Origin of the sequence: Pseudomonas lyxosi, from assembly GCF_047758685.1 — a bacterium.
In the GTDB taxonomy this organism is placed as follows: Bacteria; Pseudomonadota; Gammaproteobacteria; order Pseudomonadales; family Pseudomonadaceae; genus Aquipseudomonas; species Aquipseudomonas lyxosi.
In genome coordinates this window covers 3,758,890-3,771,161 of the sequence record NZ_CP180481.1, presented here as the reverse complement: position 1 = coordinate 3,771,161, position 12,272 = coordinate 3,758,890, and the positions used below count along the sequence as shown (strand labels likewise).

The 12,272-nt window shown below is 60.8% G+C and carries 14 protein-coding genes; 8 read left to right on the top strand and 6 right to left on the bottom strand.

Features of this window, described 5'->3' with window-relative positions; all coding sequences use genetic code 11:
• The first annotated feature begins 14 nt into the window (after positions 1-14).
• From ACMXYI_RS17345 to ACMXYI_RS17310, 8 genes are all read left to right on the top strand, one after another.
• Positions 15-344, top strand: coding sequence for a DUF6388 family protein (locus tag ACMXYI_RS17345; RefSeq protein WP_415768267.1), 330 nt, complete (start codon positions 15-17; stop codon positions 342-344).
• Positions 345-379: 35 nt separating this feature from the next.
• Positions 380-1,084: a YoaK family protein gene (locus ACMXYI_RS17340; protein WP_415768266.1), complete on the top strand. Its 705-nt coding sequence runs from the start codon at positions 380-382 to the stop codon at positions 1,082-1,084.
• A 138-nt stretch (positions 1,085-1,222) separates the two neighbouring features.
• Complete coding sequence (gene tusD, locus ACMXYI_RS17335; RefSeq protein ID WP_008154829.1) at positions 1,223-1,615, top strand: sulfurtransferase complex subunit TusD; 393 nt, start codon at positions 1,223-1,225, stop codon at positions 1,613-1,615.
• Between the two features lies 1 nt (position 1,616).
• Positions 1,617-1,979: a sulfurtransferase complex subunit TusC gene (gene tusC, locus ACMXYI_RS17330; RefSeq protein ID WP_415768265.1), complete on the top strand. Its 363-nt coding sequence runs from the start codon at positions 1,617-1,619 to the stop codon at positions 1,977-1,979.
• On the top strand, positions 1,979-2,272 hold the full coding sequence (gene tusB / locus ACMXYI_RS17325; RefSeq protein ID WP_415768264.1) for a sulfurtransferase complex subunit TusB: 294 nt from the start codon (positions 1,979-1,981) through the stop codon (positions 2,270-2,272). The genes tusC and tusB overlap by 1 nt, the downstream gene beginning before the upstream one ends.
• Positions 2,269-2,604: a TusE/DsrC/DsvC family sulfur relay protein gene (locus ACMXYI_RS17320; protein ID WP_129436893.1), complete on the top strand. Its 336-nt coding sequence runs from the start codon at positions 2,269-2,271 to the stop codon at positions 2,602-2,604. The genes tusB and ACMXYI_RS17320 overlap by 4 nt, the downstream gene beginning before the upstream one ends.
• A complete protein-coding gene (locus tag ACMXYI_RS17315) occupies positions 2,601-3,602 on the top strand; it encodes a glycosyl transferase family protein (protein WP_415768263.1) in 1,002 nt (333 codons plus the stop codon). The genes ACMXYI_RS17320 and ACMXYI_RS17315 overlap by 4 nt, the downstream gene beginning before the upstream one ends.
• A 90-nt stretch (positions 3,603-3,692) precedes the next feature.
• Positions 3,693-4,694 carry a glutathione S-transferase family protein gene (locus ACMXYI_RS17310; RefSeq protein WP_415768262.1) on the top strand — a complete coding sequence of 334 codons (1,002 nt, stop codon included), beginning with the start codon at positions 3,693-3,695 and terminating at the stop codon, positions 4,692-4,694.
• A 49-nt stretch (positions 4,695-4,743) separates the two neighbouring features.
• On the opposite strand, the gene cysG is transcribed toward ACMXYI_RS17310, so the two are convergent.
• The 6 genes from cysG to ACMXYI_RS17280 form a co-directional block, all read right to left on the bottom strand.
• Positions 4,744-6,138 (bottom strand): siroheme synthase CysG, encoded by a 1,395-nt coding sequence (cysG, locus tag ACMXYI_RS17305; protein ID WP_415768261.1) that lies wholly within the window; start codon positions 6,136-6,138, stop codon positions 4,744-4,746.
• Positions 6,139-7,419, bottom strand: a complete 1,281-nt coding sequence (serS, locus tag ACMXYI_RS17300) for a serine--tRNA ligase (RefSeq protein ID WP_415768259.1) — start codon at positions 7,417-7,419, stop codon at positions 6,139-6,141.
• 15 nt (positions 7,420-7,434) lie between these two features.
• Positions 7,435-7,809, bottom strand: coding sequence for a fluoride efflux transporter CrcB (gene crcB / locus ACMXYI_RS17295; RefSeq protein ID WP_415768258.1), 375 nt, complete (start codon positions 7,807-7,809; stop codon positions 7,435-7,437).
• On the bottom strand, positions 7,809-9,131 hold the full coding sequence (locus tag ACMXYI_RS17290; protein ID WP_008029505.1) for a replication-associated recombination protein A: 1,323 nt from the start codon (positions 9,129-9,131) through the stop codon (positions 7,809-7,811). Before ACMXYI_RS17290 ends, crcB begins: the two co-directional genes overlap by 1 nt.
• Positions 9,132-9,154: 23 nt before the next feature.
• Positions 9,155-9,778 (bottom strand): outer membrane lipoprotein chaperone LolA, encoded by a 624-nt coding sequence (gene lolA / locus ACMXYI_RS17285; protein WP_008154853.1) that lies wholly within the window; start codon positions 9,776-9,778, stop codon positions 9,155-9,157.
• 65 nt (positions 9,779-9,843) lie between these two features.
• The gene (locus ACMXYI_RS17280; RefSeq protein WP_415768257.1) at positions 9,844-12,246 is read right to left on the bottom strand and encodes a DNA translocase FtsK; all 2,403 of its coding nucleotides are present in this window, start codon (positions 12,244-12,246) and stop codon (positions 9,844-9,846) included.
• Positions 12,247-12,272 lie beyond the last annotated feature (26 nt).

Below are 12,272 nucleotides of genomic sequence, written 5' to 3'. Positions count from 1 at the left end.
CTCAAGGAGCGACCATGGCGGCAACCGAACAGCAACACGAGCAAGCGCTGAAGAAGTTTCTCGATGAGCGCCCTGAACTGCGCGTCGAACTCGACAACCTCAACCCGTTGTTGGCTCAGGCCAAGGGCGAGACCGCGGCGCAGTACCGCGACGAGCGCTTGCATGAAGCCTTCGAAGCCGAGGCCGAGCGCCTGGGATTGTTTGCCTGGGAGCTGACGCTGCAACTGACTGCCGCGACGGCTGAGGACTATCAGGCACAGCGCCTGGAAGTGCACAAGGAAGTGGCCGAGATGGCCGGCATGGACTGGGTGGAGTATTGCGAGTTATATGGATTGAGTAAGTGACCATTTCGGTCGCTGCCTGAGGACGACCTTCGCTGATGTTGCCATCCCTCTCCACTGACCGCGCCAGCCCAGGCCATCTGCATACCCGCAAATGGCGCGGACGCATCGGCATGTCGCTGGTGGCCAGCCTCTCGGTGCTCGCGGGCATGACCGACGCCATCGGCTTCATGGCCAGCGGCGATTTCGTCTCGTTCATGAGCGGCAACACCACCCGCCTCGCCGTCGCCATCAGCGACGGCGACCTGGGCCTGACCTTGCGCCTGGTGATCCTCGTCGGCACCTTCATCGTCGGCAACGCCTTGGGAATTGTCGTCAGCCGCCTCGGCGGTCGCCGCGCGCTACCCTTGCTGCTGTGCATCGCCATGCTGCTCTGCGGCGCCGCCGCCTGGCCCTACGACGACCAATTGCCAGCACTGCTGGCGGCGATCATCGCCATGGGCATGCTCAATGCCGCCGTGGAAGAAGTGAACGGCCTGCCGGTCGGCCTGACCTACGTCACCGGCGCCCTGTCGCGCTTCGGCCGTGGGCTGGGGCGCTGGATGCTCGGCGAACGGCGCAACGGTTGGCGCGTGCAACTGATCCCCTGGACCGGAATGTTTGCCGGCGCGGTACTCGGCGCCGTACTGGAACATCACCTGGGGCTCAAGGCGTTGTTTGTCAGCGGCCTGCTGGCCGGCGCGGTCGGGCTGCTGTCGCTGAAAATCCCGCGGCGCTGGCAGTTGGGTTACATGCCGCGCTGATCTCGACTGATCGTTCCCACGCGGGAGCGTGGGAACGATCGAATTGGGAGTACCTGACACACCACATCGCGGCAAAGCCCTTCGCCGCCCCGGCCATAAAGCTTTATCATGGCCGCAGTTTTACTGATCGAGTCCGTCATGAAGTTTGCCATCGCGCTATTTTCCGCTGCCCATGCGCCCTCCTCGCGCCGCGCCTTATTGTTTGCTCAGGCTGCGCTGGCCGGTGGGCATGAAATTGTCCGGCTGTTTTTCTATCAGGACGGCGTCTACAACGCCTCCGGCAGCGTGGTCACGCCGCAAGATGAGCAGGACTTGCCCAAGCAATGGCGCAATTTCGTCACCGAGCATCAACTGGACGGTGTCGTGTGTATCGCGGCCGCCCTGCGTCGTGGCGTGTTGAACGAAGAAGAAGCCGGGCGTTATCAACGTGAAGCCGTTGCGGTGGGCGCGCCGTGGGAGTTGTCTGGTCTCGGCCAGTTGCATGACGCGGTGCAGGACGCTGACCGCCTGATCTGTTTCGGAGGCGCGTGAGATGGCTAAATCCTTGCTGATTATCAGCCGTCAGGCGCCCTGGTCCGGGCCGAGCGCGCGGGAAGCACTGGACATCGTGCTCGCCGGCGGTGCCTTTGACCTGCCGATCGGCCTGTTGTTTCTCGATGACGGGGTGTTCCAGCTCGCCGCGAAACAGGATGCCAAGGCCCTCCAGCAGAAGGACCTGAGCGCCAACCTGCAAGCCTTGCCGATGTTCGGTGTCGACGAGCTGTTTGTCTGTGGTGACAGCGTTTCGGAACGGGGCCTGAACCCGGCCGGCTTGTCGCTGGAAGAAGCTCAAGTGCTGGCCGCCCACGAAATCACCGCACTTATTGACCGTTACGATCAGGTGATCACCCTCTGATGTCGACTTTGCATGTGTTGTCTCATTCCCCGTTCGGCGACGATCGCCTGACCAGTTGCCTGCGCTTGATGGGCACTGACGATGCGCTGCTGCTGACTGGCGACGCGGTCTATGCCTTGCAACCGGGCACTGCGCCTTTCAATGCGCTGAACGCCCGCAATCTGAAACTGTTCGTGCTGGCCGAAGACGCCCAGGCTCGCGCGCTGGAGATTCCTGACACGGCCAAGGCCATCGATTACCCGGCCTTCGTCGAGCTGTCGATTCACTACGACAAGGTCAACAGTTGGCTATGAACTCCCTGACGGTCGGCGCCCGCGCCATCGAGCTGGACAAGGACGGTTTCCTGGTAGAACTGAGCGACTGGTCCTCCGACGTGGCCAGCGCCCTGGCCGCCGCCGAAGACATCGAGTTGAGCCCCGAACACTGGGAAATCCTCGAACTGCTGCGCAGTTTCTATGCCGAATTCCAGTTGTCGCCGGCCACTCGTCCGCTGATCAAGTACACCGCGCTGAAGCTGGGCCCGGACAAGGGCAACAGCCTGCACCTGAACCGACTGTTCAAAGGCACCCCTGCCAAACTCGCCGCGAAACTGGCGGGCCTGCCCAAACCGACGAATTGCTTATGACCGATTACCCAGCGCTGACCCTCGAAACACCCGCCGAACACCCGTTCGCCCAGTTCGTGCGCATCCTCGGCAAAGGCAAACGCGGCGCCCGCGACCTGACCCGCGAAGAAGCCCGAGAAGCCATGGGCATGGTGCTCGACCACAAGGTCGAAGACACCCAGCTCGGCGCATTCCTGATGCTGCTGCGGCACAAGGAAGAAAGCGCTGAGGAGATGGCGGGTTTTACCGAAGCGTTGCGTGAACGTTTGCAGGCACCGACGTTGAATGTGGATCTGGACTGGCCAACCTATGCCGGCAAGAAGCGTCACCTACCGTGGTATCTGCTGGCGGCCAAGTGCCTGGCGCAGAACGGCGTGCGGATCTTCATGCACGGCGGCGGCGCGCACACGGCGGGTCGGCTCTATAGCGAACAATTGCTGGAGGAGTTGAAGATTCCGTTGTGCCGCAACTGGCAGCAAGTGCGTGTAGCGCTCGATAACGGCGGTCTGGCCTTCATGCCGCTGGTGGATTGGGCGCCCCAGCTTCAGCGCATGATCGACCTGCGCAATACATTGGGCCTGCGTTCGCCAATCCATTCCCTGACGCGGATTCTCAACCCGTTGAGTGCTCGCTGTGGCCTGCAAAGCATTTTCCATCCCGGTTACCAGGCGGTGCATCGCGATGCCAGCGGTTTGCTCGGCGATACCGCGATCGTGGTGAAAGGCGACGGCGGCGAAATCGAGATCAACCCGGACGCCGACAGTCACCTATACGGCACCACTGGCGGCGAAAGCTGGGACGAGGAATGGCCGCAGCTGTCGGCACAACGCCACGTCAAACCGGCCACCCTCGATCCCGAGCATTTGAAAGCCGTGTGGCGTGGCGACGTAGTCGACAGCTACCCGCAAATGGCGCTGATTTCGACCATGGCCCTGGCCTTGCGCGGCCTCGGCCAAACCCGCGAACAGGCCTTCGAAACCGCCCAGCAGTACTGGGATGCCCGGGACAAATCGATTTAACCGATCATAAGCGCCCAACCTTTGCGCTTTTTTATCGAACCTATGCGAATAGACTCCTCTCCAACGCTTATTGGTTGAGGAGTCTTGAACATGGGTTTGTTAGTTGAAGGTCGCTGGCATGACCAGTGGTACGAAAGCGGCAAGGACGGCACGTTCCAGCGTGAACAAGCGCAGCGTCGTAACTGGCTGACCGCCGACGGCAAACCTGGCCCGACAGGTGTCGGTGGCTTCGCGGCCGAGGCCGGTCGTTATCACCTCTACGTGTCCCTCGCCTGTCCATGGGCTCACCGCACACTGATCCTGCGCAAACTCAAAGGCCTTGAAAGCCGCATCGACGTCTCGGTGGTCAGTTGGTTGATGTTGGAAAACGGCTGGACCTTCGATCAGAACCTTGGGTCGACCGGGGACAAGCTCGATCATTTCAAGTTCATGCACCAGCGCTACACCGCCGATACCGCCGACTACACCGGCCGCGTCACGGTGCCGGTGCTTTGGGACAAACAGCAAAATCGCATCGTCAACAATGAATCAGCGGAGATCATCCGCATGTTCAATGGCGCCTTTGATGATTTGACCGGCAATGACCTGGATTTTTACCCGGCGCCGCTGCGGGGCGAGATCGACGCGCTGAACGAACGGATTTATCCGGCGGTGAACAATGGCGTGTATCGCGCAGGGTTTGCCACGGCGCAGAAGGCTTATGAAGAGGCGTTCGATGGGTTGTTCGAGGAGCTTGATCAGCTGGAACAGCTGTTGGGTGCCAATCGCTACCTGACGGGGGAGTACCTGACTGAAGCAGATATTCGGCTGTTCACCACGTTGATTCGCTTTGATGCGGTGTATTACGGGCACTTCAAGTGCAACCTGCGGCGGATCGCCGATTACCCAAATCTGTCGAACTGGCTGCGGGAGATTTATCAGTGGCCGGGGATTGCCGAGACGGTGGATTTTGAGCACATCAAGAATCACTACTACGGCAGCCACAAGACCATTAATCCGACCGGGATCGTGCCTAAAGGGCCGGAGCAGGACTTCACAGCGCCGCATGATCGGGAACGGTTGAGCGGGAAAGGGGTTTGGCGCAAGGCCTGACAGACGATCGTTCCCACGCTCTGCGTGGGAACGATCAGTTACCAGGTATTCAGACTTGCGCCTGAGCACCTTCAAACCACGCCAGTTTCTCGCGCAATTGCACCACTTCCCCAACGATCACCAGCGTCGGCGCATGCACTTCATGTTCCGCCACCAGACTTGGCAAATCCGCCAACGTGCCGGTAAACACCCGCTGATTGACCGTGGTGCCCTGCTGGATCAACGCCGCCGGCGTATCCGCCGCGCGACCATGCTTGATCAACTGTTCACAGATGATCGGCAAGCCCACCAGCCCCATGTAAAACACCAGGGTTTGCGCCGGCGCGACCAGGTCGGCCCACGGCAAATCGGTGGAACCGTCCTTCAAGTGCCCGGTGACAAAACGCACAGACTGCGCGTAATCACGGTGAGTCAGCGGAATCCCGGCATACGCCGCGCAACCGCTGGCCGCGGTGATACCCGGCACCACCTGGAACGGGATGCCATGGGCCGCCAGTTCTTCGATCTCTTCACCGCCGCGACCGAAGATGAACGGATCACCGCCCTTCAACCGCACGACCCGCTTGCCTTGCTTGGCCAAATCCACCAATTGCTGGTTGATCTGATCCTGAGGCACGGCGTGATCGGCGCGACGCTTGCCGACGTAAATCCGCTCGGCATCGCGACGGCACAAATCCAGAATCGCCGGCGCCACCAAGCGGTCATACAGCACCACATCGGCTTGCTGCATCAGACGCAAGGCACGGAAGGTCAGCAGGTCGGGATCACCCGGGCCGGCGCCCACCAAATAGACTTCGCCCGTTGCAGTCGGTGCTTCACCGGCAATTTTCGCCAGCATCAAGCGCTCGGCTTCGGCGCCCTGCCCGGCCAGTTGCCGGTCGGCAATCGGGCCCTGGAACACATCTTCCCAGAACGCCCGACGCTGCTGCACATCCGGAAACAGGCGTTTGACCTGACTGCGGAACCGCGCTGCCAGGCCGGCCAGTTGACCGTAGGTGGAAGGAATCCAGGTTTCCAGTTTGGCGCGGATCAACCGTGCCAGCACCGGCGCATCGCCGCCGCTGGAGACCGCAATGATCAAAGGAGAACGGTCGACGATTGCCGGGAAGATCACGCTGCACAAGGCCGGCGCGTCCACCACATTGACCGGCACGCAACGCCGATGGGCATCGGCGGAGACTTGCGCGTTCAGCGGTTCGTCGTCGGTGGCGGCAATGATCAGCCCGCAACCGTCCAGGTCCGACTCAACGTAGCCTCGGACCAAACACTCGCCACCGCTGCCGGCAACCAGTTCGCGCAGTTGCGGTTCGATTTCAGGTGCGACCACCCGCAGCAGCGCACCGGCTTCGGCCAGCAGGCGGGATTTACGCAAGGCAATCTCCCCCCCGCCGACGACCAAGACACGACTGCCGCGAAGGTTATGGAACAGCGGCAGATAGTCCATTTAGCCGATGACCTCAAGGCCACCCATGTACGGTTTCAGCACGTCTGGCACACGGATCGAACCGTCGGCTTGCTGGTAGTTTTCCAACACCGCCACCAGGGTACGACCGACCGCCAGGCCAGAACCGTTCAAGGTGTGAACCAGTTCAGGCTTGCCGGTTTCCGGGTTACGGAAACGCGCTTGCATGCGGCGGGCCTGGAAATCACCGCAGTTGGAGCACGACGAAATCTCGCGGTATTTGTCCTGGCTCGGGATCCACACTTCCAGGTCGTAGGTCTTGACCGCGCTGAAGCCCATGTCGCCAGTGCACAGCGCAATGGTGCGATATGGCAGCTCGAGCAATTGCAGGACTTTTTCAGCGTTGGCAGTCAGGCCTTCCAGCGCTTCCATCGAGGTCGACGGCTCAACGATCTGGACCATTTCAACCTTGTCGAACTGGTGCTGACGGATCATGCCGCGCGTATCGCGACCCGAGGCACCAGCCTCACTGCGGAAGCATGGGGTGTGGGCGACGAACTTGATCGGCAGCAGTTTCGAATCGACGATTTCGCCAGCGACGATGTTGGTCAGCGACACTTCGGCGGTGGGAATCAGATACAGATCGGCTTCGCCTTCGCGAGTGATCTTGAACAGGTCTTCTTCGAACTTCGGCAGCTGACCCGTGCCTTGCAGCGCCGGCGCTTGAACCAGATAAGGCGTGTAGGCCTCTTCGTAACCGTGTTCGCTGGTGTGCAGGTTGATCATGAACTGCGCCAGGGCACGGTGCATACGAGCGATCGGGCCGCGCAACAGGGCGAAACGGGCGCCGGACAGCTTGGCGGCGGTTTCGAAGTCCAGCCAGCCGAACTTCTCACCCAGGGCGACGTGGTCCTGGATCGGGAAATCGAAAGCCGTCGGGGTGCCCCAGCGGCGCACTTCAACGTTGCCGTCTTCGTCATCACCGATCGGCACGGACTCGTGCGGCAGGTTCGGGATACCGAGCAGAATCGAATCCAGATCGGTCTGAATCCCGTCCAGCTCGACTTTACCGTCACTCAACTCGCTCGCCATGCGCTCGACGTCGGCCATCAGCGGTGCGATGTCTTCGCCGCGCTGCTTGGCCTGGCCGATGGATTTGGAGCGCGCATTACGGTCTGCCTGCAGTGCTTCGGTGCGGGTCTGGACGGTCTTGCGCTGTTCTTCCAGCGCTTCGATGCGCGCAACATCCAGCGTGTAGCCACGGGATGCCAGGCGGTCCGCTACGTCCTGAAGGTTACTACGTAACAGTTTGGAATCGAGCATGTCGGTCTCTCGTTATCAAAGTTTGGTCAAGGACAGGCCAGCCCAGGTAGCGAGCAGCCCGCCGAATACGCTGATGGCAGCATAGACAATAGCCAGCGGCATTTGCCCGGTTTCCAGCAGACGCACCGTATCCAGTGAAAAAGATGAAAAAGTCGTCAGCCCCCCGAGGAAGCCGACCATCAACCCGGCGCGCACCTCAATCGGCACCTCCGGGCGTACTAAAAACAGACCGTATAGAACGCCGATCAGCAAACAGCCGACGATATTAACGGCCAGCGTCGCGGTATAGAAGTGCCGCGGCCAATTAGCGTTGATCCAGTTCCCCGTGGCAAAGCGTAAAAGCGTTCCGGCGATACCACCCACAGAAACGGCAACAATCAAAGGGATCACTATTTTCTCCGCTGCCGGGGGCTGAGGCGATCAAGTTGCGCGAGGTGATTGAGCTTCTCGCCGATCTTCAGCTCCAGGCCACGCGGCACCGGCTGATAGAACGGTTGTGGCTCGAGTTCCTCCGGGAAATAGTCTTCGCCAGCGGCGTAAGCGTCCGGCTCATCGTGGGCGTAACGGTATTCGTCGCCATAACCCAGTTGCTTCATCAATTTGGTCGGCGCGTTGCGCAGGTGCAGCGGCACTTCCAGCGAACCGTGTTCGGTGGCGCTGCGCATGGCGGCTTTGAAACCCATGTACACCGCGTTGCTTTTCGGCGCGCAGGCCAGATAGGTGATGGCCTGGGCCACCGCTAATTCGCCTTCGGGGCTGCCGAGGCGCTCCTGCACTTCCCACGCGGCCAGGCACAGGCTCAGAGCGCGGGGGTCGGCGTTGCCGATGTCTTCGCTGGCCATGCGCACCACGCGCCGGGCCAGGTACAGCGGATCGCAACCGCCGTCGATCATTCGGGCGAACCAGTACAACGCGCCATCAGGGTTGGAACCACGCACCGATTTATGCAGCGCGGAAATCTGGTCGTAAAACGCTTCGCCGCCCTTGTCGAAACGTCGGCGGGTATCACCGAGCAGGCTTTGCAGCAGATCGACGCCGATCTCGCTGTTGTCTTCGGCGAGGTCCGAGGCGTTTTCCAGCAGGTTGAGCAGACGCCGGCCATCGCCATCGGCGGCCGACAGCAGCATCTGGAAACCTTCATCGCTAAGGGTCAGTTGCCGCTTGCCCAAGCCACGCTCTTCAGTCAGCGCGCGATGCACCAGTTTGCGCAGGGCCGCTTCATCGAGGCTTTTGAGCACGTAGACGCGGGCTCGGGAGAGCAACGCGTTGTTGAGTTCAAACGAGGGATTTTCAGTGGTTGCGCCGATGAAAATCAGCGTGCCATCTTCGACGTATGGCAGGAACGCATCCTGCTGGGACTTGTTGAAGCGATGCACTTCATCAACGAACAGGATGGTCCGCTTGCCGTACTGCCCGGCCTGCTGCTTGGCGATTTCCACCGCCTGACGGATTTCCTTCACCCCGGCCAGCACCGCCGAAACCGTTTCGAAGTGCGCATCCGAGACTTCCGCCAGCAGCCGCGCCAGTGTGGTCTTGCCCACACCCGGCGGGCCCCAGAAAATCATCGAGTGCAGGGCACCCTGCTCCAGGGCTTCGCGCAAAGGCTTGCCGCGAGCGAGCACGTGTTCCTGACCGACGTACTCGTCCAGATTGGCCGCACGCAAACGGGCGGCCAAGGGCTGAGCAATCGGGGCACTGCGAAACAGGTCCATCACGTGCGTTTGAAACCTCTGATTTATTCCTGGATCACATCGGCACCCTTGGGGATGTCGAACTTGAACTTGGACGCCGGGATCGGCTCGTTGGCTTTCACGCCGGTGAACAGGATGTTGGTGCGCTGGCCGACGCTGTCGATCATCTGCATGTCATTGACCAAACCGTTACGGAACGACAGGCGCAGGCTGTCGAACAGGGTGTCCTTGGTTTTCGGCTTCAAGGTGAAGTCGATCACGCCACCGGCTTCCTTGGCGCTGATGTCGAAGCTCTGGCTGATCTTGGACACGTCACCGGACAGCAGCAACGCCGGAGTCTGAGTCAGACGCTGATCGAGGTTCTTGATGGTGGCCTGCTCCAGGTCCGGATCCCACAACGTCACCTTCTTGCCGTCAGAGACCATGGTTTGTTCGGCCGGCGCATTGGTGTGCCAGTAAAACAAGCCAGGACGCTGCAAGGACATTTCACCCGCGGTTTCCTGCAACTGGGTGCCGCTGCCATCGAGGGTCAGCTGGGAGAAACGTGCGGTCAGGGTCTGGGATTTTTCCAGCAGTTGGGTCAGACGCGCCACGTCCTTGTCATCGGCGTGGGCCGAGAGCGTGGTCAAAGCCAAAACCGGCAGCAACAGCATGCGGATAAGACGCATGGGAGTCCTCATAACATTCGTGGGGGTGCGATGGCGCGTCATTACGCCACCGCGTTTCAATCAATTCAGTCGCGTACCGGGCCCGGAGCCAGGACTTCACGCGAACCGTTGGTGTTCATGGACGTCACGACCCCGGCCATTTCCATGGCTTCGATCATGCGCGCGGCGCGGTTGTAGCCGATTTTCAGCTTGCGCTGAACCGCTGAGATGGACGCTCGACGGCTTTCCAGTACGAACTGCACCGCTTCGTCGTAGAGCGCGTCGGATTCACTGTCTTCGTCGCCACCGCTGCCGCCGTCAAAGCCACTACCCGGCTCTTCGACACCGGCGAGAATCTCGTCGTTGTACTCCGGCGCGCCGCGCAGTTTCCAGGCTTCAACCACCCGGTGAACCTCGTCATCGGACACGAAGGCACCGTGGACACGAATCGGCAGACTGGTGCCCGGCGGCATGTAGAGCATGTCACCGTGGCCCAGCAGTTGTTCGGCGCCGCCCTGGTCGATGATGGTCCGGGAGTCGATCTTGCTCGACACCTGGAACGCCATTCGCGTCGGAATGTTGGCCTTGATCAGACCGGTGATCACGTCAACCGACGGACGCTGGGTCGCAAGGATCAAGTGGATACCGGCAGCACGCGCCTTCTGGGCGATACGGGCGATCAGTTCTTCAACCTTCTTGCCGACGATCATCATCATGTCGGCGAATTCGTCCACCACCACGACGATGGTCGGCAGCTTGGTCAGCAGCGGCGCTTCGTCGTGAATGCTTTCGCGCTTGTACAGAGGGTCGGCCAACGGTGTACCGGCGTCCTGGGCTTCCTTGACCTTGGCATTGAAGCCGGAAAGGTTTCGCACGCCCATTTTCGCCATCAGTTTGTAGCGACGCTCCATCTCCGCCACGCTCCAGCGCAGGGCGTTGGCGGCGTCCTTCATGTCGGTCACGACCGGGCACAACAGGTGCGGAATGCCTTCGTAGATCGAAAGCTCAAGCATTTTCGGGTCGATCATGATCAGCTTGGCGTCTTCCGGGCCGGACTTGAACAGGATCGACAGGATCATCGCGTTCACACCCACCGACTTACCGGAACCGGTCGTACCGGCTACCAGCAAGTGAGGCATTTTCGCCAGGTCGGTGATGACCGGCTTGCCACCAATGTCGTGACCCAGGGCCAAAGTGACCGGCGACTTGAAGTTATCGTACTCAGGGGTCGACAGCACTTCGGAGAAGCGCACGATCTGGCGATCTTCGTTAGGAATCTCGATACCGACGGTGGTCTTGCCCGGAATCACTTCCACCACACGCACGCTGGTCACGGCCAGGGAACGTGCCAGGTCTTTCGCCAGATTGGAGATTCTGCTGACCTTGACGCCGGCCGCTGGCTGGATTTCGTAACGGGTAATCACCGGGCCCGGGTGAATCGAATCCACCGAGACTTCGACGCCGAATTCCTTGAGCTTGATTTCCAGCAAGTGGCCGACCGCAGCCAGGGATTCAGGCGAGTAATTGAGTTGTTTCTTTTCTGCCGGGTCGAGAATCGAAATCGGCGGCAAGGTGCCTTCGACGGCGCTGTCGACGAACAACGGCGCCTGTTTCTCTTTTTCAACGCGCTTGCTGGGCGCCGATGGCTTGGGCGGCGCTGGGGCAATCACCGGCGGCACCTGCTTCTCGCGGTCGGACATGTGCTTGCTCAGGGCTTGTTCACGCTCGATCAAGCGTTCCTTGACCTTGGCCTGCTCGCGTTTGTCGGTGACGGTCGGCGCCACCACGTCATGGACGCGATCATCGACTTCACGCAACTGCGCAACCAATTGTTTGCGCTCGACACGGGCGGCCCACCAGCGATTGGCTGCGCCCTGGAACAATTCGAACAGGTCGAGGGTGATCTTGCCGGTGAGGTCCATCACCCTGAACCACGACAGGTCGGTGAACACCGTCAGGCCGAACAGGAACAGCGCGATGAACAACAGCGTACTGCCCTGAATATTCAGGGCGTTCCGGGCCAGATCACCGAGGCTTTCGCCCAAAGCGCCGCCAGCGCCGGCCGGCAGACCAGTCGCGGCGTGGAAATGGATATGGGCCAGGGCCGCGCCCGAGAGCACCAGAAACACCAGGCCAATCAGTCGCCAGGAGAACAGCCAGCCGCTCCACTCCCACTGCTCGTGGCGTTGGCGGAAGATTTGATAAGCCTTGATCGCCAGCAACAGCGGGAAGATGTAGGCGAAGTAACCCAACACCATGAACAGGATATCGGCGCTGTAGGAGCCGACCGGTCCGCCGAAGTTCTGCACATCGTCGATCTTGCTGTTATGGCTCCAGCCCGGATCGTCCTTGCCATAGGTCAACAAGGCCATCATCAGGAACAGGCACAAGCCGCCGATGGCGATCAATGCACCTTCCTTGAGCCGGTAGTGCAATTGCTGGCGCCAGAGCGGAACGACTGTTTTTGGTGCTGCGGTGGATTTCTTCAAAACGCTTCTTTTCCTGCGCCCATGGC

What these genes read in the sequence shown, in the direction of transcription:
- ACMXYI_RS17290 (WP_008029505.1), bottom strand. Translation starts at nt 9,131, where the DNA reads ATGGACCTGTTTCGCAGTGCCCCGATTGCTCAGCCCTTGGCCGCCCGT.
- ACMXYI_RS17315 (WP_415768263.1), top strand. Translation starts at nt 2,601, where the DNA reads ATGACCGATTACCCAGCGCTGACCCTCGAAACACCCGCCGAACACCCG.
- tusB (WP_415768264.1), top strand. Translation starts at nt 1,979, where the DNA reads ATGTCGACTTTGCATGTGTTGTCTCATTCCCCGTTCGGCGACGATCGC.
- lolA (WP_008154853.1), bottom strand. Translation starts at nt 9,778, where the DNA reads ATGCGTCTTATCCGCATGCTGTTGCTGCCGGTTTTGGCTTTGACCACG.
- ACMXYI_RS17320 (WP_129436893.1), top strand. Translation starts at nt 2,269, where the DNA reads ATGAACTCCCTGACGGTCGGCGCCCGCGCCATCGAGCTGGACAAGGAC.
- ACMXYI_RS17345 (WP_415768267.1), top strand. Translation starts at nt 15, where the DNA reads ATGGCGGCAACCGAACAGCAACACGAGCAAGCGCTGAAGAAGTTTCTC.
- ACMXYI_RS17310 (WP_415768262.1), top strand. Translation starts at nt 3,693, where the DNA reads ATGGGTTTGTTAGTTGAAGGTCGCTGGCATGACCAGTGGTACGAAAGC.
- tusC (WP_415768265.1), top strand. Translation starts at nt 1,617, where the DNA reads ATGGCTAAATCCTTGCTGATTATCAGCCGTCAGGCGCCCTGGTCCGGG.
- ACMXYI_RS17340 (WP_415768266.1), top strand. Translation starts at nt 380, where the DNA reads ATGTTGCCATCCCTCTCCACTGACCGCGCCAGCCCAGGCCATCTGCAT.
- tusD (WP_008154829.1), top strand. Translation starts at nt 1,223, where the DNA reads ATGAAGTTTGCCATCGCGCTATTTTCCGCTGCCCATGCGCCCTCCTCG.
- cysG (WP_415768261.1), bottom strand. Translation starts at nt 6,138, where the DNA reads ATGGACTATCTGCCGCTGTTCCATAACCTTCGCGGCAGTCGTGTCTTG.
- serS (WP_415768259.1), bottom strand. Translation starts at nt 7,419, where the DNA reads ATGCTCGATTCCAAACTGTTACGTAGTAACCTTCAGGACGTAGCGGAC.